This is a genomic window from Rhodococcus erythropolis NBRC 15567 (assembly GCF_001552595.1).
GTDB lineage: Bacteria > Actinomycetota > Actinomycetes > Mycobacteriales > Mycobacteriaceae > Rhodococcus_F > Rhodococcus_F erythropolis.
Genome location: NZ_BCRM01000019.1, coordinates 83,336 through 107,705 on the forward strand (window position 1 = coordinate 83,336; position 24,370 = coordinate 107,705).

The 24,370-nt window shown below is 61.2% G+C and carries 22 protein-coding genes, 1 tRNA gene and 1 riboswitch; of the genes, 12 read left to right on the forward strand and 11 right to left on the reverse strand.

Annotated elements, in window-relative coordinates:
* Positions 1 to 78 precede the first annotated feature (78 nt).
* Together pyk and RE4_RS21910 are read left to right on the forward strand one after the other, a co-directional pair.
* Entirely contained in the window at positions 79 to 1,497 is a 1,419-nt protein-coding gene (gene pyk / locus RE4_RS21905) for a pyruvate kinase (protein WP_003944038.1), read from the forward strand.
* Positions 1,498 to 2,379, forward strand: a complete 882-nt coding sequence (locus RE4_RS21910) for an acyl-CoA thioesterase (RefSeq protein WP_060939341.1) — start codon at positions 1,498 to 1,500, stop codon at positions 2,377 to 2,379.
* 33 nt (positions 2,380 to 2,412) lie between these two features.
* Here the strand turns inward: RE4_RS21910 and RE4_RS21915 are convergent, their stop codons facing one another.
* Complete coding sequence (locus tag RE4_RS21915; protein ID WP_003944006.1) at positions 2,413 to 2,916, reverse strand: SRPBCC domain-containing protein; 504 nt, start codon at positions 2,914 to 2,916, stop codon at positions 2,413 to 2,415.
* Positions 2,917 to 3,090: 174 nt separating this feature from the next.
* Positions 3,091 to 3,171: riboswitch (ZMP/ZTP riboswitch) on the forward strand.
* Between the two features lie 23 nt (positions 3,172 to 3,194).
* Here RE4_RS21915 and RE4_RS21920 point away from each other — a divergent pair.
* On the forward strand, positions 3,195 to 4,112 hold the full coding sequence (locus RE4_RS21920; protein WP_060939342.1) for a bifunctional 5,10-methylenetetrahydrofolate dehydrogenase/5,10-methenyltetrahydrofolate cyclohydrolase: 918 nt from the start codon (positions 3,195 to 3,197) through the stop codon (positions 4,110 to 4,112).
* 188 nt (positions 4,113 to 4,300) lie between these two features.
* Here RE4_RS21920 and RE4_RS21925 read toward each other — a convergent pair whose 3' ends face one another.
* Entirely contained in the window at positions 4,301 to 4,933 is a 633-nt protein-coding gene (locus RE4_RS21925; protein ID WP_060939343.1) for an AMIN-like domain-containing (lipo)protein, read from the reverse strand.
* A 530-nt stretch (positions 4,934 to 5,463) separates the two neighbouring features.
* Here RE4_RS21925 and RE4_RS21930 point away from each other — a divergent pair.
* Positions 5,464 to 6,267, forward strand: coding sequence for a hypothetical protein (locus tag RE4_RS21930; RefSeq protein WP_238077146.1), 804 nt, complete (start codon positions 5,464 to 5,466; stop codon positions 6,265 to 6,267).
* Between the two features lie 344 nt (positions 6,268 to 6,611).
* On the opposite strand, the gene RE4_RS21935 is transcribed toward RE4_RS21930, so the two are convergent.
* Together RE4_RS21935 and RE4_RS21940 are read right to left on the reverse strand one after the other, a co-directional pair.
* On the reverse strand, positions 6,612 to 7,616 hold the full coding sequence (locus RE4_RS21935; RefSeq protein ID WP_060939344.1) for a hypothetical protein: 1,005 nt from the start codon (positions 7,614 to 7,616) through the stop codon (positions 6,612 to 6,614).
* A gap of 129 nt (positions 7,617 to 7,745) precedes the next feature.
* A tRNA-Leu gene (locus RE4_RS21940) sits at positions 7,746 to 7,822 on the reverse strand.
* Positions 7,823 to 7,929: 107 nt separating this feature from the next.
* Between RE4_RS21940 and RE4_RS21945 the strand changes: the two genes are divergently transcribed.
* A complete protein-coding gene (locus RE4_RS21945) occupies positions 7,930 to 8,547 on the forward strand; it encodes an ANTAR domain-containing response regulator (protein WP_003944029.1) in 618 nt (205 codons plus the stop codon).
* Between the two features lie 218 nt (positions 8,548 to 8,765).
* Positions 8,766 to 10,097 (forward strand): ABC transporter substrate-binding protein, encoded by a 1,332-nt coding sequence (locus RE4_RS21950; protein WP_003944031.1) that lies wholly within the window; start codon positions 8,766 to 8,768, stop codon positions 10,095 to 10,097.
* Positions 10,098 to 10,153: 56 nt separating this feature from the next.
* On the opposite strand, the gene RE4_RS21955 is transcribed toward RE4_RS21950, so the two are convergent.
* From RE4_RS21955 to RE4_RS21970, 4 genes are read right to left on the reverse strand one after another with little or no spacing between them, the layout of a single operon-like run.
* Positions 10,154 to 10,960, reverse strand: coding sequence for an ABC transporter ATP-binding protein (locus RE4_RS21955; protein WP_007728720.1), 807 nt, complete (start codon positions 10,958 to 10,960; stop codon positions 10,154 to 10,156).
* Entirely contained in the window at positions 10,957 to 11,985 is a 1,029-nt protein-coding gene (locus RE4_RS21960; RefSeq protein ID WP_029255470.1) for an ABC transporter ATP-binding protein, read from the reverse strand. Before RE4_RS21960 ends, RE4_RS21955 begins: the two co-directional genes overlap by 4 nt.
* Positions 11,978 to 12,967: a branched-chain amino acid ABC transporter permease gene (locus RE4_RS21965; protein ID WP_003944088.1), complete on the reverse strand. Its 990-nt coding sequence runs from the start codon at positions 12,965 to 12,967 to the stop codon at positions 11,978 to 11,980. Before RE4_RS21965 ends, RE4_RS21960 begins: the two co-directional genes overlap by 8 nt.
* Before the next feature lie 5 nt (positions 12,968 to 12,972).
* Entirely contained in the window at positions 12,973 to 14,283 is a 1,311-nt protein-coding gene (locus tag RE4_RS21970; RefSeq protein WP_037120375.1) for a branched-chain amino acid ABC transporter permease, read from the reverse strand.
* A 303-nt stretch (positions 14,284 to 14,586) separates the two neighbouring features.
* On the opposite strand from RE4_RS21970, the gene polA reads away from it, so the two are divergent.
* Positions 14,587 to 17,334, forward strand: a complete 2,748-nt coding sequence (gene polA, locus RE4_RS21975; protein WP_021344394.1) for a DNA polymerase I — start codon at positions 14,587 to 14,589, stop codon at positions 17,332 to 17,334.
* Positions 17,335 to 17,409: 75 nt separating this feature from the next.
* Here polA and trxA read toward each other — a convergent pair whose 3' ends face one another.
* Positions 17,410 to 17,781, reverse strand: a complete 372-nt coding sequence (gene trxA, locus RE4_RS21980; RefSeq protein ID WP_003944106.1) for a thioredoxin — start codon at positions 17,779 to 17,781, stop codon at positions 17,410 to 17,412.
* 74 nt (positions 17,782 to 17,855) lie between these two features.
* A complete protein-coding gene (locus RE4_RS21985) occupies positions 17,856 to 18,851 on the reverse strand; it encodes a helix-turn-helix domain-containing protein (protein ID WP_020969741.1) in 996 nt (331 codons plus the stop codon).
* A 213-nt stretch (positions 18,852 to 19,064) separates the two neighbouring features.
* Between RE4_RS21985 and RE4_RS21995 the strand changes: the two genes are divergently transcribed.
* The gene (locus RE4_RS21995; RefSeq protein WP_060939345.1) at positions 19,065 to 19,994 is read left to right on the forward strand and encodes a DMT family transporter; all 930 of its coding nucleotides are present in this window, start codon (positions 19,065 to 19,067) and stop codon (positions 19,992 to 19,994) included.
* Here the strand turns inward: RE4_RS21995 and RE4_RS22000 are convergent.
* On the reverse strand, positions 19,939 to 20,514 hold the full coding sequence (locus tag RE4_RS22000; protein WP_021344392.1) for a 2'-5' RNA ligase family protein: 576 nt from the start codon (positions 20,512 to 20,514) through the stop codon (positions 19,939 to 19,941). The two genes, RE4_RS21995 and RE4_RS22000, sit on opposite strands and share 56 nt — an antisense overlap.
* Between RE4_RS22000 and RE4_RS22005 the strand changes: the two genes are divergently transcribed.
* The 4 genes from RE4_RS22005 (at position 20,480) to RE4_RS22020 (ending at position 24,370) form a co-directional block, all read left to right on the forward strand.
* On the forward strand, positions 20,480 to 21,577 hold the full coding sequence (locus RE4_RS22005; RefSeq protein ID WP_060939360.1) for an isocitrate/isopropylmalate dehydrogenase family protein: 1,098 nt from the start codon (positions 20,480 to 20,482) through the stop codon (positions 21,575 to 21,577). The two genes, RE4_RS22000 and RE4_RS22005, sit on opposite strands and share 35 nt — an antisense overlap.
* 206 nt (positions 21,578 to 21,783) lie before the next feature.
* Positions 21,784 to 22,656 carry an ABC transporter substrate-binding protein gene (locus tag RE4_RS22010; protein ID WP_060939346.1) on the forward strand — a complete coding sequence of 291 codons (873 nt, stop codon included), beginning with the start codon at positions 21,784 to 21,786 and terminating at the stop codon, positions 22,654 to 22,656.
* Entirely contained in the window at positions 22,656 to 23,612 is a 957-nt protein-coding gene (locus tag RE4_RS22015) for an amino acid ABC transporter permease (protein ID WP_003944035.1), read from the forward strand. The genes RE4_RS22010 and RE4_RS22015 overlap by 1 nt, the downstream gene beginning before the upstream one ends.
* Positions 23,609 to 24,370 carry an amino acid ABC transporter ATP-binding protein gene (locus tag RE4_RS22020; RefSeq protein ID WP_003944053.1) on the forward strand — a complete coding sequence of 254 codons (762 nt, stop codon included), beginning with the start codon at positions 23,609 to 23,611 and terminating at the stop codon, positions 24,368 to 24,370. Before RE4_RS22015 ends, RE4_RS22020 begins: the two co-directional genes overlap by 4 nt.

Genomic DNA, 24,370 nt, shown 5'->3' on the forward strand with positions numbered 1-24,370 from the left:
CTGAATCGAGTAAGTACAGAAAGTGCAGGTCGCAAATGCCGGATAGAAGTGCGGTGGGGTAGCGACTAGGCTCGAGCCGTGAACCGACGGACAAAAATTGTATGCACACTTGGACCTGCGACAGCTTCTGGCGACCGCATCCGTGAGCTCGTGGAGAGCGGCATGGACGTGGCGCGCCTCAACTTCAGCCACGGCGAGCATGCCGATCACGAAGAAAACTACATTCGCGTCCGCGCCGCGTCGGACGCCACCGGAAAGGCCGTCGGTGTTCTCGCCGACCTTCAGGGGCCCAAGATTCGCCTCGGCCGATTCAAGGACGAGCGGACCACCTGGGCCAACGGTGAAGAGGTTCGTATCACCGTCGACGACGTCGAGGGAACGCACGATCGCGTCGGGACCACGTACAAGGAATTGGCGCGCGACGCCAAGGCCGGCGATCGACTGCTGGTCGACGACGGAAAGGTCGGCCTGGTCGTCACGTCCATCGACGGCAACGACGTCGTCTGTCGGGTCACCGAAGGCGGTCCGGTCAGCAACAACAAGGGCCTCTCACTGCCCGGTATGAACGTCTCCGTTCCAGCCCTGTCGGGCAAGGACATCGCCGACCTCGAGTTCGCTCTCAAGCTGGGTGTCGACTTCATTGCACTGTCTTTCGTTCGCTCACCGGCGGACGTCGAATTGGTTCACGCCATCATGGATCGAGTCGGGCGCCGCGTTCCCGTCATCGCGAAGCTCGAGAAGCCCGAGGCCATCGACAATCTCGAAGCCATCGTGCTCGCGTTCGACGCCGTCATGGTCGCCCGCGGTGACCTCGGTGTCGAGTTGCCGCTCGAGCAGGTCCCGCTCGTTCAGAAGCGCGCAATCCAGATTGCTCGTGAGAACGCGAAGCCGGTCATCGTCGCGACGCAGATGCTCGAGTCGATGATCGAGAACTCACGTCCCACTCGTGCAGAGGCATCCGATGTCGCCAACGCCGTTCTCGACGGCGCCGACGCAGTCATGCTCTCGGGCGAGACTTCGGTGGGCAAGTACGTCATGGAAACCGTTCGCACCATGGCCCGCATCGTCGAGGCCGTCGAGAACGAATCAACCCGTGTCCCACCGTTGACCCACGTCCCGCGCACCAAGCGCGGAGTCATCTCGTACGCAGCACGCGACATCGGCGAACGTCTCGACGCCAAGGCCTTGGTTGCGTTCACTCAGTCCGGTGACACGGTGCGTCGACTGGCTCGTCTGCACACGCCGCTGCCGTTGCTCGCCTTCACGCCGCTGCCTGCGGTGCGCAGTCAGCTGACGCTGACGTGGGGAACCGAGACGTTCCTGGTCGATGCGGTGGCCACCACTGACGAGATGGTGCGTCAGGTGGACAGTGCGTTGCTCTCCCTCGGGCGGTACGTCAAGGGAGACCTCGTGGTCATCGTTGCCGGATCCCCTCCGGGAACTGTCGGTTCCACCAACCTCATTCACGTCCACCGTATCGGCGAAGAGGACCACTGAGTGACCCACGCGAACGCGTCCACCGACCTCGGTACTCTTCTCGGTCTGTTGGATCTGGAGCAGATCGGTGACGACGCGTTCCGTGGATACCACCCGAAACAGGTAGGTTCGCGGACGTTCGGCGGTCAATTGGTGTCTCAGGCACTGATGGCCGCCGGACGGACTGTCGACGGTGATCGCCCCATCCATGCCGTGAACGCCCATTTCATTCGGGGCGGAGATGTGAAGGCGCCTATCGAGTACCGGGTGGAGCGTCATCGTGACGGGAGGGCATTCGCCAACCGTCAGGTGACTGCCTATCAGGGTGAGAACGAATTGTTCGTGATGCTCGCGGCGTTCCAGGACTCCGGCAAGGGGCTCGACCATGCTGTCGAGATCCCGGATGTTCCACTTCCGGAGTCGTTGCCTCCCATCGGCGATCATCTGGTGGGGTACGAGGAAAAACTGCCGCATTTCAGTGCGGCGCTCAAGCCGATCGACATGCGGTACGCCAACGATCCGGCGTGGATCCTCAAGGGCACCGGCGAGAAACTCAACCACAATCGGGTGTGGATGCGCCCCGACGGTGATCTGCCGGACGATTCGCTCATTCACGCTGCGACGCTGGCATATTCGTCCGACACCACCGTGCTCGATTCGATTCTGACCACTCATGGTTTGTCCTGGGGTCATGATCGTATCGTCGCGGCGACGGTCAATCATTCGATCTGGTTCCATCGCCCGTTCCGGTTCGCCGACTGGGTTCTGTACGCCACCGAATCGCCGGTCGCCGCAGGTTCGCGCGGTCTGGCAACCGGACGGTACTTCTCGGTGGAAGGACTGCTGTTGGCGACGGTGGTCCAAGAAGGAATGATCAGGCATTTCCCGCGTAAAGGGGAATGAGATGCGGGCCCGAGACTGAACTCGGGCCCAGAATCAAGCAGACTTGCGATATTGCGGTGAGAGTTCGTCGGCGCGGTCCCACGGAGACCAGTCGACTTCGCGTCCATCGAGTTGGGCCGCAACAACTTCCAAGCCCGCGTGCCAGCCGGCGGCGTGGGCGTACGCGGACTCTTCGTCTTCCATCGTGTGGGTGAGGGTCAGCCAGCAACCGCCGGTGCCGTCCGGTGCCAGTTCCCAATGCAGAGTATCTGCGTCCCAGAGGAATTCGAGAATTCGGTGCGGGTGGACGCTGATGACCGTCCCGCGCGTCACGTGATCTGCGGGCAGTCCGAATCGCTCGACTTGTTCCGGGGTCACTTTGAACAGCAGATCCGCGCCTGGAGTGAGATTGAAATCGACGTCCGCCGGGAACCAGGCGTCGAGGTATTCGCGTTCCGTTATCACTTTCCAGACCTTGTCCGGTGCGTGCGGAATTGCCAGTTGGAAGCTCAGTGACACCCGACCGTCATAGGTCAGGTTTATCTTGCCGTTGTCCATCGGTGCCTCCAATGCTTGGTGCCCGTGCGGTTGCCCCCATCGTGCCATCTAATTGCTTGGGATGGAATAACTGCAGGTCAGATCGTTACCTATTGATAGGTTATGTCGATTTGTCTCGTTTTGAGAGCGGCGTTCCGGATGCGTTTCGTGGCAGTGAGACAAACGCGCGGTACGCTGACCACGCACGACTGGCGCGGGTGGGAATTACCACCGGGGAGTGCACATCGCGAGGCATCGACCGCCTGGGTGCTTCACACATCTTGTGTGAAGGGGGATTCATGTCTACCGAAAATCTGTCTACCGAAAATCTGCCCAGCCAGAACGTGGCCGCTCGAATAATCGACGGACGCGCAATTGCCGATGCTGCGCTCGCGGACCTGTCAGTGCGCACGAGGCAGTTTCGTGATGAGACGGGGCACGTTCCTTGCCTGGCCGCCGTCATCGTGGGAGCGGACCCGGCCTCGAAGGCGTATGTACAGATGAAGGCCAAACGGTCTGTCGCCGTCGGAATGACGTCGCGGACGGTCGAACTCCCGGTGAGTACAACCACCGAAGAACTAGTCGACGTGCTGAGAGCGTTGTCGGCGGACCCTTCGATCGACGGCATACTGCTGCAGCACCCGGTGCCAGGCCACATCGACGAACGGGCTGCGTTCGATGCCATCTCGGCCGACAAAGACGTCGACGGCGTTACCTCGGCAGCGTTCGCGGCAATGGCGTTGACCGGTGGGGGATTCGAATCATGTACACCGAGTGGCATCCTGCGCCTGCTCGACGCCACAGGCGTCGAACTCACCGGAAAGCATGCTGTCGTGGTCGGCCGAAGCCCGATACTCGGATTGCCGATGGGAATGCTCCTCCTGCGTCGAGGCGCAACGGTGACGTACTGCCATTCGCGAACCGTCGACCTGGCCGCCCACGTCGCCTCGGCAGACGTCGTTATCGCGGCCGTCGGTGTTCCGGAACTGATCAAAGGGGCGTGGATCAAGCCTGGGGCAGTGGTGATCGATGCGGGGTACAACGAGGGCAACGTCGGAGACGTGGAGTACGTCGCCGCACTCGCACATGCCGGTGCGATCACACCGGTGCCGGGTGGCGTCGGCCCCATGACGGTTGCCGTCCTGCTGGAACAAACACTGGCAGCAGCAGTTCGAGCAGCGGAAGTTCGGGCATGCAGTGAGAGTTCGGGCATGTAGTGAGAGTTCGGGCATGTAGTGAGAATCATGACAGTCGTGTTGGACCGGACCCAGCAATCGCCTCGGATCGATTGTGAGACCTCGGTTTCGAGACGGAGTATTCATCCGCCCCTCGATAACCGAATTACCGCGTCGAGCACCGCTGCGCTGGAATGGCTGAGCTGAGCGCGCAATTGGGTATTCGACAGTCAGCTGTCTGCCGTGGGGATGTCGATCATCAACTGGGACGGTGAATCGGATGTCGATACGGTGTATGCCGGACGGGTGTCGACCGTGCCGACAAACGACTGCAGGATCGCACTGTTCCTGGCCGCACTGTCTATGCGCGTGATGTTTTCGCCCTCGTGAGATACGGAGTTGAGCGACGAATCCGATTGGACTCCCATCAGGTCGACTTGAAGTATCGATCGACTTCCGACGTCCACGACTGTGCTGTCACCCGCTCGGATTGCTTCGCTGACATATTCGGTTTTCCAGAACACTGATCCATTTCCGTCGAATCGGTAGGTGATTCGGGTGAAACCATCGTGATCGGTCACGTCGATCTCGGTCACGTCGACGCGCGGATTCGGTGAAGGGATCTCCGTGTCGTTCGGGAGCGGAGCAAGCGTGGAGATCTCGGTTGGTAGGGCATCGATCGGGGGAGTGCCGACCTGAAGGGTGCCTGTCTGTGTTGCAGCATCGAGGACGGTCTGGGTGGAAGATTCGCCGGCAGTGTTGGATTCGCCGGCAGTGTCGGATTGGTCGTCAGTCTGACACCCGGGGAGCAGCGCGAAAACAGATATGGCTCCGAGCAGAGCAATCAGGCGACGACCGTTCATGGATCGAATCTAACTGCGGTCGATCTGGGGTACAGCCGAATGCCGAAACCTTGCGGTACGGCCAACTGCGGCAGGTGGTGCCCTCGGTGAGACTCGAACTCACACTGGACGGGTTTTGAAAACGGATGGTCTGCTGTTCTCCGAGAGTCGCGGCCAGCGGCAACTTGGTTACCAAATTCGGTAACACTGCTGGTAGGAGGCTAGAATGACTATCTTTTGAGCGCCTACGGCCACCCCCAGCGCACTGTTGACACACCGCCTGTGGGTAGCGCGGGGGTAGCGCGCGGCAAGGTAGCGCTGGGCAACAATTACGGGCTAACCTGGCACCCGGTACGGCACCGCAAGGGCAGGCCCAGCCGCATGTACACATTCCCGGTCAGGGGCCGGGGATTGACATTCCGTTCATGCGCGGCAGTCCCGCGCCCTATTTCAGTTCGGTCGGAGACCGGCTTTCCGGAACCAGAGCAGGTGCTCGGTTCCATCGCCCGTCTTATAGCGATTCCTCGCAGATCACCAAACTGGAGCAAGCAATGACCACGATTCGTCCAACTGATACCCGGCCCTGGAACTCACGCCCGCACCCCTCGCGCCCCGGTCGTACCGAACTGACTGCGTTGTTCGCGTGTGGTGCCGACTCCGGCTATTCCACTGAGGGTGACGTTCTTGTCAATCAGACGGCTGACGGGATCGATCTCAACAGCATCTGGAACCAGGCCGCGACTGCGATGGCGCTCTACAACCGCGAGCGCTCCGCCCTGGCTTCATTGATCAGCTATCCGACAACCGCGATCGGCGATGCGATCCCGCAACAGATCGCCACCGAGAACTTCGAGGAGGCGTCGGAATTTGGTGAACCGCAAGGGATGCACAGCAACCCAGATGCGTTGATTCTCGGATACGACTTTAAGGATTTCGATCGCGCCTCGCGAATGACCTGGAAGTTTCTGCGTGCGGCGTCGGCTGAACAAGTTCAGGCAAGTATCAACAGCGCACTAGAAGCCGACAACCGCAAGGTCACGGGAACGCTGCTGCGGCGACTATTCGATCCCGTTCAAGGACTGAATGAGCACGGGCACCGAGCCTTTGGGCTCTGGAATGGTAGCGATGGCATGGCGCCACCGCCCCATGCGGGCAAGGAGTTCCCGGTAAGTAATTCTCATTACCTGGCGAGTGGAAACGCAGTGCTGGACCCAGGCGACCTGGTGGATGGAATCAATCAGGTTCGATCCAAGGGATTCGGCATCAGTGCAACACGCGTCTCCTTGTGTTGTGCCATCCGTCCGACGCCGAGGCGATCAGCACGTTCCGAGCAGGGGTCGAAAGTGGCGGCTTAGAAAGCAAGTTCGATTTCATCCCGTCAGCTAGTGCCCCGGCTTACCTGACCCCCGAGAACGTCGTCGGGCAGATAGCGCCCGGTGAGTTCGGCGGACTCGAAGTCCTCGGATCATATGGACCAACCTGGATCATCCCCAGCTACTTTGTGCCGCAGGGCTACATTGCGGTCGTCGCGATCGGCGGGCCGAACTCCTCACTGAACCCGGTCGCGTTCCGTCAACACACGAATCCTGCCTACCAAGGCTTGCGCATGATTCCCGGTCGCGACCAGCGGTACCCGCTGCAGGACACCGAAGGGGTGCCGGCGCCTGCTCGAGAACCGAAGGCCTCAAACGTAATCCAGCTATTCGGACGGTAGATCCACGAGTTCAAGCTTGTCGGTGAACCTCAGGCGCATCTGCTCAACGCGACCGGGCCTTGCACCTGGAAAGGGTGGATGGACGATACGCAACAAGACTCCGGGTCGTTCTGATTCCTCATCTCGCCGGACCTCAACAATCTCGGCTCCATAGTTGAATCCAAACTCCGGATCATGGCATCCGAGGAACTTGCCGACGTGGTCGTCGGTTAGGTCGTCAGCCGTAATGGAGGTCACTGCAATGGAACCCGGTTCTGTAACTTCTAGGCTGCCAGCAGGAACACCGACCGATCCAGGCTCGATGAACCCAAGGCGGCGAGCCTGTTCACGCGATTCCGCAATGTAGTCGTTCACATGCTTCTTCAGGGTGTCCATGTAGCTGGTTGCGGAACGTTCGGCGTCCTCGGCGGTGAAAGCCTCAAGATCCAGTTCAGCGCGCACGGCGTTCGTGAAATCCTCAAACGCCTCACCCGCCTTCTGCATCAACGGAGGTCGAGCCAGTGGCATCGTCGTTGCCTGTGTCAGCGCGATCATCGCGGCGTTCAACGCGGACGCCTTATGCAGGACCGCTACTGGGGCAACTACTCTTAGGTTGTTGTAGGCCGTCGTGATCTTCTTCGATTCGTCAAGCAGATCGGTTGCGAACTCAAGCTTCTCTAGTTCCTTGCTGTCTGGCATTCCCCCTGCCGTCAGCGCTGCGTCTCTAATTGCGTTGAATACGCCCTTCGGATCGATCGCCTTCTCGATAACAGCCGAGCACACTTCACCGAATGCGGTGGCGGTCTCGCGGAGGATCTTCTGATTTGATTGGCGGTTTTCTCGCTCAGCCTTGCGATCGTCCATCCGCTCATCCTGCTCTGCCTTGCGGCGGTCGCTGGCGCGTACGGACCGAGCAGTAATCAAGGGGCCGATGGTCCCGGCGACAACAGCACCCAACGGCACACCCCACCAGAAGCCTGGCTGCGAGAGGAAGTCACTAAGCGCACTCATGACTCAGATCATCGCACGCGGTTCGGATAGCACGGTTGCGCCGCTCCGCGGGGTAGTACGGGGGTGGCGCGGTCATGGTAGAGAGCAGTCTGGAAATGCGAAAGAACCGCCTGTTAACAGGCGGTTCCGTGGTGCCCTCGGTGAGACTCGAACTCACACTGGACGGGTTTTGAATCCGTTTCCTCTGCCAATTGGGATACGAGGGCTTGTTGCGATGACTACATTAGAAGATGCGATTTCAATGTCAAACACCGGTACCCTCTAATCGTTCGCGTCTCGTGTCGGGGCGGTTCGATGGAGGAGGATGGTGGCCATGAATTCGCCGCAGCCGCAAGGCAATCAGCTCGCACCCCGTCGTGTTGTCGTCGCTGAAGACGAGGCGTTGATCCGCATGGATCTGGTCGAGATGCTCCGCGAAGAGGGCTACGACGTCGTCGGTGAGGCCGGTGACGGGCAGGTTGCGGTGGAGTTGGCCGAGTCGCTCAAGCCTGATCTGGTCATCATGGACGTGAAGATGCCCAGGAGAGACGGCATCGACGCCGCTTCGGAGATTGCCGCCAAGCGGATCGCTCCTGTTGTCATTCTCACAGCGTTCAGTCAGCGCGAGTTGGTCGAGCGCGCACGCGATGCCGGCGCCATGGCTTACTTGGTCAAGCCGTTCTCGATCAGTGACCTCGTTCCCGCTGTCGAATTGGCGGTCAGTCGTTTCCGCGAGGTGACGGCGCTCGAGCGTGAGGTCGCTGATCTTTCCGACCGGCTCGAAGCACGCAAGCTGATCGAGCGAGCCAAGAGTGTTCTGATGGTTCGCCAAGCGCTCACCGAACCTGAGGCGTTCAAGTGGATTCAGCGCGCCGCGATGGATCGGCGCTCCACGATGAAGGCGGTCGCACAGGTCGTACTGGAAACTCTGGGCGGTGAACCGGACGCTTGAGCAAAGTGTCCGGGTTATCCGGCTGCACTGAGTGGCTGCGTCGACCGTCGAAACGTCGCGCAGCGCTACAGCCGTGTAAACACTGTGCGCCTTCAGATAACAGTCAGGTCACAGGGCTTTCTTGAAGGATCGCGAAACGGTTCCAAGGTCTAGCGTCTGATCCCACAGCGAGCGCCAGTTCGGGTGGCGCGAGCACCGGCTGATCTTAGGAGCGTGGGATGGCTAGACGAACACTTGTGCGTACTGCTGCAGTTCTCGGCGCGGCATCACTGGCACTTGCAGGCTGTAGCTCGGACAAGTCGGATGACTCGTCTTCGAGTGGCTCTACGTCCGGCGCTTCCGCCGCGACGACATCCGTCACGACTGATTGCACCCCGGAGCAGGCCAAGGCCGGCGCCACCCCGTCCACGGAAGCGCTGCGTATCGGTACGCTTCTTCCCGATACAGGCAGCTTGTCGTTCCTCGGGCCGCCGATGGTCGCGGGCACCCAGCTGGGAGTCAACGACGTCAATGCAGCCGGAGGCGTTCTCGGCCAACCGGTCCAGCTGATTCCCGGCGATTCGGGTGACACCACAACGGACACCGCCAACACCACCGTCGACCGCGAATTGGCTGCAGGCACTCAGGTCATCGTCGGCGCCGCGTCGTCCTCGGTTTCGCTCAAGGTGATCGACAAGATCGCCAGCGCAGGCGTCGTGATGTTCTCGCCTGCCAACACCTCGGACCAATTCGTCTGCTACCCCGACAAGGGCATGTACTTCCGCACCGCTCCGACGGACGTACTACAGGCTCAGGCCGTCGCACAGCTCATTTCGGACGACGGTGGTCAGCGCGTAGCGATCATGGCCCTCAACGACCCGTACGGGACGGGTCTGGCGGACAACATCGAAAAGAATCTGATCGATTCGGGCGTCCCCTCCGATCAGATCGAGAAGATCATCTACGACCCGAACGCGCAGTCGTTCAACTCCGAAGTCGATCAAGTCAAGAACTTCAATCCGGATGCAGTGGCATTGGTGGGCTTCGAGGAGTCGGCGAAGATCATCACGCGCATGCACGAAGTGGGCATCGGCCCGTCGGACGGAATGGCGATGTACGGCGTCGACGGCAACATGGGTAACGCGCTCGGCGAATCCGTGGCGAAGCCGTTGCTCGACACCATGCAGGGAACCACGCCCCTGACGGACGTCGGAGCTGCCTTCCAGGATCGTCTGAAGGCTGTGAACCCCTCTCTGATCGACTTCAACTACGCCGGCGAGTCATACGACGCGGTGGTGATCTCAGCGCTCGCTGCCGAGCAGGCGAAGTCGACGGCCGGTACCGACATCGCAGCCAATATCAACAGCGTCACCGAAGGTGGCACCAAGTGCACGTCCTACGTCGAGTGCCTGCCGTTGGTGAAGGCGGGAACCGACATCGACTACGACGGCATCACCGGTGAGTTGGACTTCAACGATTCGGGAGAACCGTCCATCGGTTCGTACGGAAAGCTCAAGTTCGGCCCTGAGAACACGCTGACCACAGAAGGATTCGTGGTCGTGGGCAAGTAAGCAGCCAACGAGAATGGGCCAGGGTCGTTAGACCCTGGCCCATTCTCGTGTCTGTTCTACTTCTCTTTGCTTCCAGCGAGCGTTCCCAAGTACAACTCGATCACCTTGGGGTCGTTCATCAGATTGGCGCCGGTGTCGGTGTACGCGTTCTTACCCTGATCGAGTACGTAGCCGCGGTCGCAGATCTGAAGGCAGCGGCGCGCGTTCTGCTCGACCATGATGACCGAGACACCCGCAGCATTGATCTTCTTGCAGCGGATGAACACCTCGTCCTGGAACATGGGCGACAGGCCCGCAGACGGTTCGTCGAGCAGCAGCACCGACGGATCCATCATCAGGGCCCGGCCCATCGCGACCATCTGGCGTTCGCCGCCGGAGAGTGCGCCGGCCTTCACCTTTCGTCGTTCACTCAGAAGAGGGAACAGTTCACTCACGAAGGCGAATCGTTCCGCGAATGCCTTGGGACGCAGATAAATGCCCATTTCGAGGTTTTCTTCGATGGTCAGCGTCTGAAAGACGTTCTGTGTCTGAGGGACGTACCCGACTCCCTTCTGAACGAGGACGTGAGCGGGCGCAGACGTGATGTTGTCCTCGCGTAGGGTGACCGACCCTTCGCGTACCGGTATCAGTCCGAACAGTGATTTCAGGAGTGTCGATTTGCCTGCGCCGTTCGGTCCGATGATCCCGACGATTTCCCCTTCCTTCAGGAAGAAGTTGCATTCACGCAGGATGTTGACGCCGGGAATGTAGCCCGCGACGAGGCTGTCGGCGCGGAGCAGGGCACCTGCCGACAGTCGCTGATGCTCCTCGGCCGTCGCGGCGAACTCTGCAGGCGTGAGTGAACGTGCGTGGTTCTCGCTCATGGCTTCTCGTGCCTTCCGCGCGGTTCCTCGGGACTCGATTCCAGCGTCGCGGCGAGATCGGCCGGAAGGTTGTCGACGTCGGGTTCCGACAGGTCCCCGCCCGACTCGAGGGTTTCGACCTCGGCTTCAGCCAGGGCGGCGGCCAGAACGGCCGTCTCGCCCACCGGATTTCCGTTGTCGTCGAACTCGAGAGCCTGGTCATGGTGGCTGCCCAGATACGCGTCGACGACGGCTGTGTTGGACGAGAGTTCGTCCGGGGTGGATTCGGCGATGACGCTGCCCTGCGCCATGACCACCACCCAATCGCTGATATCTCGGATCACGTCCATGTCGTGCTCGACGAACACGACCGTCATTCCGTCGTCGCGCAATGATTTGATGTGTCCGAGCAGGCTTTGCGTCAGAGCAGGATTGACCCCCGCCATCGGTTCGTCGAGCATCACCACCGAGGGCGAGGTCATGAGTGCGCGAGCCATTTCGAGCAATTTGCGCTGCCCACCGGAGAGTGAACCGGCGAGGTCGTCTGCCTTGGTGTCGAGTTTGAATCGTGCGAGGAGTTCGTTGGCGCGTTCGGTGATCTCGCGTTCCTGCCCTTTCCAGATCCACGGAACGAGGGATGCAAAAATGCGTTCACCTCGTTGGCCGGTGGCGCCGAGTCGTACGTTGTCCAGCACGGTGAGTTTGGAGAGCGCCTTGGTCAACTGGAACGTCCGTACCACTCCCTTCCTGGCTACCTGGTGGGGATACATGCGGCCCAGCGATTGACCGTCCATCGACCACGTACCGGTGTCCGGCCGGTCGAAACCGGTAAGAAGGTTGAAGAGCGTCGTTTTTCCGGCACCGTTTGGACCGATCAGACCCGTGATGCACCCTCGTTGAATCTCGAGGTGATCGACGTCGACGGCCTTGAGACCGCCGAACGTCCGCGAGACGTTGTCAGCGACCAACACCGGGTCGGGTTTCGCCGATCCGGGAAGGTGAGGAACGTCGGCAAAGATCTGTGCTCTGGTATCGGCGTCAAGCATTGAGTTGCACCTCCCGCTTGTTACCCAGTATTCCCTGCGGTCTGAAGACCATCAGGAGAGCAATCATCAATCCGAGCAGGACATACCTAGTGGCCCCGACTTGCTGTTCCGTGAGTGAAAGCAGCGGATTTTCGCCGGAGATCGCCTGACGCAGCAAGGCATCAGGTATGGCGAGGAGGAACCAGAACAACATTGCGCCGACCACCGGGCCGAATACCGTTGCCGCCCCGCCCAGAATCAGCGCGCCGAACGCGAAGAACGTCTGCGCGGTCGAGTAGAAGTCCGGGTTGATGGACTTGGTCTGCAAAGCGTTGAACACACCGGCCAGACCACCGATCACGCCGCCGAGAACCAGCGCCTGCATCTTGTACACGAAGACGTTCTTGCCCAACGATCGCGCTGCGTCCTCGTCTTCGCGAACCGCCTTGAGGACGCGCCCCCACGGACTGTGCGTCAACAAGTAGACAAATCCGCACAAGATCAAGACCAGCGTCCACCCCACGACCATCGACCAGAGGTCGTCTCCGTAGAACTTCACGCCGAGAAATGAGTACTGCTTGGCCGAGTCGAAGGGGCTCAGTGCGGTGAACGGGTCTGCGAAACCGAACAGGCCATTGGTGGAACCGGTCACCGAATCCGACGCGGTCGAGCGGAAGATCAGACGCAGGATCTCCGAAGCGGCGATGGTCACGATGGCGAGATAGTCGGCGCGCAGACGCAGCGTCGGGATACCGAGCACGAGCGCGAGGAGCCCGGCTGCGGTAAGTCCGACGAGGATGCCGAGCCACAACGGCTGGTCGTAGGTCACGGTCATGATGCCGACGCCGTAGCCGCCGAGGAGGGCAAAACCGATCTGACCGAAGTTGAGCAGTCCGGCGTAGCCGAAGTGCAGGTTCAGCCCGATTGCCAGCAGTGCGTAGAAGATTGCCGACGGCCCGATCAACTGGGCGAAGGAAACCTGGAAAGCTCCCATGATGTCCATGTTCGTCACCCGATCCTTTGTCTGGATCCGAGGATGCCCTGGGGGCGAACCACGAGGATCACGATCAAGACGAGAAGTCCGCCGATGTATTTGAGATCGGGGTTGATGATGAGCGTCGAGAGTTGGACCAGAAGTCCCACGATGACGCAGCCGAGTAGCGCCCCGTACGCGGTTCCCAGACCACCGAGGGTGATTCCGGCGAACATGAGCAGCAACAGTTTGAAGCCCATTTCCCACTGGACGCGTCCGCCGAGTTCGGAGATACCGAACAGCACACCGCCGAGGGCGGCCAATCCGCCGCCGAGACCCCAGACGAACATGATCACGCGCTCGACGTTGATACCGGACGAAGCGGCGAGGTCACGATTGTCGGAGACGGCACGCATGGCCTTTCCGATGCGAGTCTTCTGCAGAAGCAGTGCGACGCCGACCAGGACGACCAGACTGACGATCATGACTATCGCGTTGGCGTCGGTCAGTGCGATCGGGCCCCAGTTCTTCTCGACCTGGCCCTGGTAGTCGTCGAACGGTTCGGCGCGGTCGGAGAAGAAGATCAGGATCAAGTAGCGCAATGAAATCGCGAGACCGATCGAGACCACCAATTGTGCGATCAACCCGGTCTTGCGCTTACGCAGTGGTTTCCAGACGATTCCGTTGGTCAGCAGGCCGATGCCGATGCCGACGAAGATCGCGAGGATCGTGGCGGGAATCAGCGGAACGCCGAAGGACGTGTTGATCACCCAGGCAGCTACGGCTCCTAACGTCACCATCTCGCCGTGAGCGAAGTTGGTCAGGCCAGTGGTGCCGTAGATCAGGCTCAAACCCACACCGGCGATCGCGATCACGAGGCCGAACCGCAGACCGTCGACCGTCGTGCGGATCAGCTTCTCGCCGAAGCTGACATTCGAGGCGGTACGTACCTCGCCGAACGAGAAGATCACGGTGTTCGCGCGGCCGGCCACCACCTCGCGTTCGACAGCGGCTTGCACACTGACCCCGTCGGGAAGTGTGTCGGCAACGATCTCGAAGGTGTAGGTGCCCGGTGCCACGGCCAGTTCCCAACGGCCGTTCGATGCCGATTCTCCGGTGGCGACTTCCGTACCGGAAGAATCGAGCGCACGGACGGTGACGCCCTCGAGGCGTGTGCCGCCGTTGTTGAGATTGCCGCTGACGGGGACAGCGTTGTCGGGAACCGGTGCTGTCGGTGTTGCGGATGCTGTCGGGGTCGGCGGTGTAGGGGAAGTGGTCGGTTCCTGAGCCGAAGCAGTTCCGGCCAGGCTGAGTAATGCGAAGAACGTCAGTAATGCAAAGGCCAGTAGTCGGCTGAGTGTCGCGAGGGTCTGCCGTTTCACTACGGGTGGGGCCACGTACGTCCTCCGAGCGGGTCGGGAATAGCGCGTCTGGACAAAGGTGCCGCGCAGCACAGGGATTGTTTCGTTGCTGCGATTTCCGGACTCTAACGGCTCCGTTCGCTTCAGATGGGGTTCTGAGATTTCCGGGATGTTTCGGTTCCGTATCGAAGGCCGAAGGCTGCATCAATTGTCCGATTCTTGTGTCTGTTCCTGCGTAAACAACGGCGAAGGCGTCGATGTCGGTCGCGATCCCTAGACTGATGAACCGTGAGCCCCGCAACCACAACTCGGTCCAGCACGTCCACCGCTTCAGCCGGCACCACCGGCAAGGCGGACGATCGCCCTCTTCTGATGCTTCTCGACGGGCATTCGTTGGCATTTCGCGCCTTCTATGCGCTGCCGGCAGAGAACTTCAAGACACACAGTGGGCAGGCCACCAACGCGGTGTACGGCTTCACGTCGATGTTGATCAACCTTCTTCGTGACGAGCAGCCCACCCACTTGGCCGCGGCTTTCGACGTGTCGCGTCAGACGTTTCGCGCCGACCTGTTCCCCGAATACAAGGCGCAGCGCGCGAAGGCTCCGGACGAATTCAAGGGCCAGATCGACATCACCAAGGACGTTCTCGGCGCGCTGGGCATCCCGGTCATGGCCGAGGAAGGTTTCGAGGCCGACGACGTGATTGCCACGTTGACCACGCAGGCGGAGGCACTCGGATACCGGGTTCTCGTCGTGACCGGCGACCGCGACTCGCTGCAGCTGGTGACCGACAACGTCACTGTGCTCTACCCGAAGAAGGGTGTCTCGGAGCTCACCCGATTCACGCCGACGGCCGTCGAGGAGAAGTACAGCCTCACTCCGTCGCAGTATCCGGATTTTGCTGCCCTGCGCGGCGACCCGAGTGACAACCTCCCCGGTATCCCCGGCGTCGGCGAGAAAACCGCTACCAAGTGGATCCGTGAGTACGGCGACCTGCAGGGACTGGTAGACAACGTGGACAAGGTCCGCGGCAAGGTAGGCGACTCGCTACGCGAGAACCTTGCAAACGTCCTGCTCAATCGTCAGCTCACCGAGATGGTTCGCGACGTTCCGTTGCCGTACACGCCCGAGCAGTTGGTGTTGGCCCCGTGGGACCGCGAGAAGATTCATGCGTTGTTCGACGATCTCGAGTTCAAGGTTCTCCGCGATCGACTGTTCGCGACCCTGTCGTCGTCCGAGCCCGAAGCAGAGGAAGGGTTCGAGGTCAGCGGCGACGCACTTGCCCCGGGTGCGGTTGCCGCGTGGCTCGACGCCCACGCGCGAACCGGTGAGCGTCACGGCGTCACGGTGCTCGGAACCAGAACTCCGTTTGCCGGCGACGTCACTGCACTCGCGATCGCGGCCTCCGACGGTGAATGTGCGTACATCGCGGCGTCGACGGCAACACCGGAAGACGAAGCAGCTCTCGGTGATTGGCTCGCCGACGCATCGCAGCCGAAGGCGCTGCACGAAGCCAAGTGGGCGATCCACGCTCTGCGTGGGCGTGGTTGGACGCTCGGTGGACTGACCAGCGACACCGCTCTGGCCGCATACCTCGTCCGGCCGGGCCAGCGCAGCTTCAATCTCGACGACCTCTCGCTCCGCTACCTCAAGCGTGAACTGCGCGCCGAAACATCCGGCCAGGAACAGCTTTCACTGCTCGACGACACCGAACAGCTCGATGCCGAAGCAGCCGAGACCGCGATGCTCAGCGCTCAGGCCGTTCTCGACTTGGCAGCTGCACTGGACACCGAGTTGGAGTCGATCGAGTCCAAGTCGCTCCTCTCCGACATGGAACTGCCGTTGACGATCGAGCTCGCACAGATCGAGGCCACCGGCATCGCCGTCGACAGCGCGCATCTGCACGATCTTCAGAGCCGTTTCGCCTCCCAAGTCGCCGACGCCGCAAACTCCGCGTACGAGGTGATCGACAAGCAGATCAACCTGGGTTCGCCGAAGCAGCTGCAGGTGGTCCTGTTCGAAGAACTCGACATGCCCAAGACCAAGAAGACGAAGACGGGCTACACCACCGACGCCGAGGCGTTGCAGGGTCTGTTCGACAAGACAGGACACCCGTTCCTCGAACACCTTCTCGCGCACCGTGACGCGACGCGTATGAAGGTGACCGTCGACGGTCTTCTCAAGGCCGTGGCCGAAGACGGACGCATTCACACGACGTTCAACCAGACGGTCGCCGCGACCGGACGTCTGTCGTCGACCGATCCGAACTTGCAGAACATCCCGGTGCGAAACGACGCGGGGCGCGAGATTCGCGACGGATTCGTAGTCGGGCAAGGTTTCGACGTTCTGCTCACTGCCGACTACAGCCAGATCGAAATGCGCATCATGGCGCACGTGTCAGGCGACGAGGGACTGATCGAGGCATTCAACACCGGTGAGGACCTGCACAGCTTTGTCGGCTCGCGCGCATTCGGTGTACCGATCGAAGAGGTAACTCCTGAACTGCGTCGCCGGGTCAAGGCGATGTCCTACGGTCTGGCCTACGGGCTCAGTGCTTACGGATTGGCGTCGCAGTTGAAGATTTCGACCGAAGAAGCGAAGCAGCAGATGGATGCGTACTTCGCTCGTTTCGGCGGCGTGCGGGATTACCTCCACGCGGTGGTCGAGCAGGCACGTAAGGACGGCTACACCTCGACGCTCTACGGTCGTCGTCGCTACCTGCCGGACCTCAACAGCGACAACCGTCAGCGTCGTGAGGTGGCAGAACGGGCTGCCCTGAATGCGCCGATCCAGGGCACCGCAGCCGACATCATCAAGGTCGCGATGATCAATGTTCAGAAGGCTCTCGCCGACGCCGGATTGAAGTCGCGCATGCTGCTGCAGGTGCACGACGAATTGGTGCTCGAAGTGGTCGCCTCCGAGTTGGAGGAAGTCACCGCACTGGTCAAGGACAAGATGGCCACAGCCATCGAGTTGTCGGTACCCCTGGACGTTTCGGTGGGAACCGGTCGAAGTTGGGACAGCGCGGCTCACTGAGTCGGCGCCAAGGCAGCCTGGCTACGAAAAGAGCGCGCTCCGAATCGAATTCGATTCGGAGCGCGCTCGCTTTCGCTATTCAGCTGAAGCGGTTTGCTCTGCGATCTGCTTGCGGACCTCGTCCATGTCGAGTGCCTTGACCTGAGTGACGAGCTCTTCGAGTTGAGCGGCGGGAAGAGCGCCGGCCTGGTTGAACACGAGTACGCCTTCGCGGAAGGCCATGATCGTGGGGATGGAGCGGATGTTCGCGGCCGCTGCGATTCCCTGCTCGGCCTCGGTGTCGACCTTGGCGTGAACGACGTCGGCGTGCTTCTCCGAAGACGCTTCGAACGTCGGTGCGAACTGGCGGCACGGGCCGCACCAGGAGGCCCAGAAGTCCACGAGGACGACGTCGCTGCCGTTGATCGTTTCGTCGAAGTTCTGCTGGGTGAGTGTCTGGGTGGCCACAGGGGTCCTTTCCATTGTGCGGGCTGTTGGTGTGTGCAACGCCCCGGAACCGCTGATTCTTCCCTGAGCCGATTTCAGCTTGCGTTCTCGGTCGCCCGAAACGTCCGGCGGTAGGCCTGGGGCGTGGTGCAGCGAAGCCGGATGAAGTGCTGGCGAAGCACGGCGCCGCCGCCGAAACCGACGCGTTCCGCGATGACATCGACGGAGAGGTCCGAATTCTCCAGGAGTTGCTGGGCGGCCAGTACTCGCTGATCGCTGAGCCAGCGGGCGGGAGTTGTTCCCGTTTCCGCTTGGAAACGGCGGGCAAATGTGCGAGCGGACATGTTCGCTCGGGCCGCGACCATTCCGACAGTGAGGTCGAGGGCGAGATTCTCCGTCATCCAGTCGAGGAGTGGGGCAAGGGTTGCACTCGGCGTCGAGGTGAGGGGAGTGGCGACGTACTGGGCCTGCCCACCGTCACGGTGGGGTGGCACCACCATCCTTCTCGCGATGCCGTTGGCGACACGAGAACCCTGTTCCTTTCGCACGATGTGCAGGCACAGATCGATTCCTGCCGCGGTGCCTGCGCTGGTGAACACCGGATCTTCGTCCACGTACAACACGTCCGGATCGACCTTGGCTTCCGGATACGTCTGGGCAAGCCTCTCTGCGTGCCGCCAATGCGTCGTGCATCGCCTTCCGTCCAGTAGGCCAGCCGCGCCGAGGACAAACGCTCCGGTGCACAGGCTCGCCACCTTGGCGCCCCGGGCTACGGCCTCGTTGAGTTTGACCAGCAGGGGATCGACACTCGAGTCGGGACTCGGTGAGCACATGTACGCGTCGCCGGCGTCGTAGGTTCCGCCGGCGGAAACGACGATGAGGTCGGCGTCGTCGAGAGAATCGAGGTTGTACGGAACATCGATGTTGTAACCGAACCGCGTTCGGATCGGGCCCGGAACTGCGGCGATCAGCGAGAAGTCGTACGTGGGGAGGCCGTCGTCGGATCGGTCGAAGCCGAAGACTTCACATGCCACGCCGAGTTCGAACGCCTCGGTCATCGGCATCAGTGGGACCACCACTTTCGCGAGCATCTTTCGAGTGTGACAGAAAAACGGGAAAGTGGCAGAAAATCGTCCAAGTCTGGCTTTTCTGCCACTACTGCCACGTGGGACATTCCGTCAGGCTGGACACATGGCAATCATCGTCGTCAGCCTCTTGGTCCTACTGGTCCTGAACGTACTAGCTCTTGCCGGCCGAACGCCCGACACTCGTCACGACGTCAGTCCGCACGGAGACTTCACCCTTTGAGGGCAAGTCTGGCCTTTCAATACACCGCAGCTGCGGTGGTGTGGGGCGCTAGTTTCCTCTTCATGAAGATCGGGCTCGAAGGTCTGTCCTTCACACAGGTAGTTCTGTGGCGCTTGGTCTTCGGTGCGCTCGCGCTGGTTCTCGTGTCAGCGGTCAGCCGGATCGGCCTACCGAGGGAATTTCGTGTCTGGAAGCACCTAGCTTTTCTCGCAGCGACGCAATGCATCGTTCCGTGGCTGCTGTTCAGTTGGGCGGAGCAGGACATGTCCTCGGGACTCGCGAGCATCTACAACGCCACCACGCCACTGATGACTATGGCTGTCTCCCTTGCCTTTCTGCCGGGGGAGACGCTGACGCGATACAAGTCGCTGGGGTTGCTTCTCGGATTCGGTGGAGTGCTGATCGTGTTGGCGCCGTGGAATCTCGGCGTCGGTGGAACCCTCAGTGCGCAGGTGGCTTGCCTGGGAGCGACTGCGTCGTACGGGATTTCGTTTGTCTACCTCAGGCGTTTCGTGCTTCCTCTCGGCGTCGACACTCGTACGGTCGCGCTTGTGCAGATCAGTATCGGTGCTTTCGTGATGGTTCTGGCCTCTCCGGTCGTCGCAAACACGCCGATGCACCTCACGCCGGCAGTTGTCCTGTCGATGATCGCTCTGGGCGCACTGGGGACCGGGCTCGCATTCATCTGGAACACCAATGTCGTTCAGGGGTGGGGGCCGACTGCGGCGTCCACCGTCACTTATCTCAGTCCAGTGGTGGGCGTCGCTCTCGGCGCAATAGTCTTGGACGAAAGCGTTGGCTGGAATCAGCCGGTTGGTGCGCTGGCGGTGATCGCGGGAATCCTGGTGACCCGACGTGCAACCCGCTCTGTCACACCGGCGGTGTCAGTAACCATTCCGTCTTCTGTTCGCCGTCCCAGCGCCTGATCCCGCCGCTGCGCCCGTGAATCACGTCGGTGCCCAGCAGGGCGATGGCTTCACCCAGACGTGCAGGTTCGACGCGTCGGGCGAGCGTCACATGAGGCGTCCACGCGCCGGGCTCGACGTGGGCGGGAAGTGCCGTCGAGCCAACTGTTGACTCGGCTATTTCTCGGTGCAGGTGAAGGAGTGCACGCGAAGGAACAACCGAGCGCGCCAAGACCATCTGCTTGCCGCCGAACACGACGTAGCCACCCAGCCGGACCTCGAAGTCCGGGGCCGAGAAGCGCCGCACCAACAGTTCGTCGATCTCCGCGGGGATCTCACGGGCGACGAACAGCGTGATGTGCGGACGGTTGGACGGGCTGTGATGAGAGGCCTGACTCGGTAATCCGGCGTCGGCGAGTAGCTGCCATTGTGCTCGCACTGCCGACTCACTCACCGGATCGAGGAGCAATTCCACCGACTGGACCATGGTGAGCAATGATTGCCTGATGACAGGTGCGAGCGCAATCGGTACTCCGGCCATGCGGCTGGGGCTCATGCACGGCGACGGAATCGGCCACGAAATCGTCCCGGCGACACGGCAGATCGTGGATGCGGCGCTGTCATCGGTTCACGCTCCGCCCGTCGAGTGGGTCGAGCTTCCGCTCGGGAGTACGGCCATCGACACTCACGGCACGCCAATTCCCGACGAAACCATCGATGGGTTGGGGCAGCTGCAAGGCTGGATCCTCGGACCCCATGACAGCGCGTCGTATCCCGAGAGGTTTCGCGGACAACTCACCCCCGGCGGCGTCATCCGGAAAAAGTTCGAGTTGTTCGCGAACATCCGACCGGCAGCAGCGTTCCCCGGCGTCAAGGCGATGGTCCCCGACATGGATCTGGTGATCGTCCGCGAGAACACCGAGGGGTTGTACGCGGATCGGAACATGGCAGTCGGCAGCGGCGAATTCATGCCGACGCCAGACATCGCCCTGGCCGTCGGTGTGTTCACCCGCGCTGCATGCGAACGGATCGCACGCACTGCCTTCGCGTTGGCGTCGCGTCGGCGCAATCACGTCACGATCGTCCACAAGGCCAACGTCCTGACACTGACCACCGGCCTCTTCCGCGACGCCTGCCGAACCGTCGCCGCGGAGTACCCCCACGTAGTCGTCGACGACGAGCACGTCGACGCGATGGCGGCGCACCTCGTTCGACGCGGCGGAGACTTCGACGTCGTGGTGACCGAAAACATGTTCGGCGACATTTTGTCGGATCTGGCGGGCGAGCTGTCCGGTTCACTCGGAACCGCGCCATCGATCAACGCTTCCGAGACGCAGGTCATGGCTCAGGCTGCGCACGGTGCAGCACCCGACATCGCCGGGAAGAACCGGGCGAACCCGACGGCACTGTTCCTCTCGAGTGCGATGATGCTCGACTGGCTCGGTGATGCGCGCGGAGATCGGTTGTTGTCTGCGGCGGCACGCCGCATTTCAGACGCGGTTCGTACGACCATCGCGTCGGGTATCGCGACCGCCGACCTCGGCGGTTTGGCATCGACCAGCGAATTTTCCGAAGTCGTGTACGCACACACTCTGCGTCGCTGATTCTTGTACGACAGGCCGGAATCTTGCGAAGTCGGCGACGGTGGAACTCCTGCCGTAACCTACCGTTCGACTGAATTTCGGATGGACGTTGCAAGTGCGGCGATCGACGAGTGGAGAGCAGAGTCGTGGTCGATGAAAACGCACGGGCACCAAGGCCACGTGGCGTGGGTTATGGCTCGAGCAGTGGCGGGCGTATCCGCACCAACGTGGTGCGAGTCCTGTTGGTGGGCTTGATCGTCGCACTGTGCGGCGGGTGTGTGACCAACAACGAGGGCCTCGTTCCGGAGGGGCCGCCACTTGACATCCAGAAGGTGCCCGAGATCGCCGCCCTGTTGCCCCCGAACGTCAGAGAGTCGGGCAAGCTGCAGGTCGGGGTCAACATTCCTTACGCACCAAACGAATTCAAAGATGAGAATGGCAAAATCGTCGGCTTCGACGTCGACATCATGAACGCAGTGGCGACTGTGCTCGGGGTCGAAGCTGTCTATAACCAGGCCGACTTCGACAAGATCATCCCCGCTATCCAGTCGGGAAGCTACGACCTCGGCATGTCTTCGTTCACCGACTCCAAGGAGCGGGAGAAGTCGGTCGACTTCGTCACGTACTACAGCGCAGGTATCCAGTGGGCTCAGCGGCCGGACAATCCCGTGGACCCGAACAATGCGTGTGGGTTGCGAGTGGCGGTACAGACCACAACTACCGAGGACATCGACGAAGTACCCGCCAAGAGCGAGGCATGCGTCGCTGCGGGCAAGCCGCCCATCGAGAAGATCAAGTACGACAGTCAGGACGATGCGGCCAATGCTCTCATCCTGGGTCGAGTCGACGCGTTGTCCGCTGATTCGCCAGTGACCGGCTATGCGATCAAACGGAGTAAGGGGCGAATGGAAGCTGCCGGTGAGCCCTTTGATTCCGCGCCGTACGGCTGGCCGATCGTGAAGGGTTCCGCCCTTGGTCCCGCCCTGCAGCAGGCAATGCAGTACCTGATCGACAACGGTGTCTATCAACAGATCGCGCAGACCTGGAGTGTCGAGGCCGGCGTCATCGAAGTATCCAAGATCAACGGCGCGGAAAGCTGATGAACATGACAACAACTGAGACTGGCGATCCGGCGCCGATCAAGGCGATCCCACTGCGCAGACCGGGCCGATGGGTCGCAGCAGTCGTGGTGGTGGTCCTGGTGGGGCTCTTTATCTACGGTTCGGCGACCAATGAACAGTTCGGCTGGGCGACTTACCGCCAGTACCTCTTCGACGCTCGAATTTCGAAGGCCGCCTGGGTCACCATTCAACTGACAATTCTGTCGATGGCAGCCGCGATCGTTCTGGGCATCGTCCTCGCGGTAATGCGGCTGTCGCCGAACCCGGTGCTGAAGTCCGCTGCCTGGGTGTATTTGTGGGTCTTCCGCGGCACGCCCGTTTACGTCCAGCTCGTCTTCTGGGGTCTCTTCCCCTCCATATACAAGAGCATCGATCTCGGCGTTCCGTTCGTCCATCAGTTCGTGCATTTCGACATGCAAGATCTCCAGGCGGCGTTTCTCTTCGCAGTCATCGGACTCGCATTGAACGAGGCGGCGTACATGGCCGAAATCGTCCGTGCAGGTATCGCCTCGGTCAACGAAGGTCAGACCGAAGCGTCAGTGGCTTTGGGAATGACGTGGGGCCAGACGATGCGGCGAACGGTCCTTCCCCAGGCGATGCGGGTGATCATCCCACCGACCGGCAACGAATTGATCAGCTTGCTCAAGACGACTTCGCTGGTGACCGCAGTGCCGTTGAGTACCGAACTCTACGGACGAGCGAGAGACATATCCGGTGCAAATTTCGAGCCGATCCCACTCTTGATGGTCGCGGTTACGTGGTACCTCGCAATGACCAGTGTTCTCATGGTCGGCCAGTACTACGTCGAACGCCACTATTCGAAAGGGTCGACGAGGACGCTCACCACTCGCCAGCTTCAGGCACTCGCCGACGCACAGGGCAAAGAAACGGTAGTGGAGACACTCCCGGATATTCCAGGAGGAGAACGCAGATGACACCGATGGTCAAGGCAGACCGGGTCTGTAAGAACTTCGGCGCGCTCGAGGTTCTCAAAGGGGTCTCACTCGAAATCGATCCCGGCCAAGTTCTGTGCCTCGTCGGGCCGTCCGGGTCGGGCAAGTCGACGTTCTTGCGCTGCATCAATCACCTCGAGCAGGTCAACGCCGGCCGACTGTACGTCGACGGCGACCTGGTGGGCTACTCGGAGAAGAACGGCAAACTGTACGAACTCCACCCGCGAGCAGCGGCCAAACAACGCCGCGACATCGGGATGGTGTTTCAGCACTTCAACCTGTTCCCGCACCGCACCGCTCTCGAGAACATCATCGAAGCGCCGACGCAGGTGAAGCGCGTCAGTAAGAAGAAGGCTGTCGAACGAGCGAAGGACCTCCTCGATCAGGTCGGGTTGAGCGCCAAAGCCAACGCGTACCCGGCCCAGTTGTCGGGTGGTCAGCAGCAAAGAGTTGCCATCGCCCGCGCTCTCGCGATGGACCCGAAGCTCATGCTGTTCGACGAGCCGACGTCCGCGCTCGACCCCGAACTCGTCGGTGAAGTTCTCACTGTGATGAAGCAATTGGCCAAAGAAGGCATGACGATGGTGGTCGTCACCCACGAGATGGGTTTCGCCCGCGAGGTCGCAGATCAGTTGGTGTTCATGGACGGGGGAGTTGTGGTCGAGGCAGGCGAGCCCCGGGAACTCCTGGCCAATCCGCAGCACGATCGGACCAAGGCGTTCCTGTCGAAGCTGCTGTAG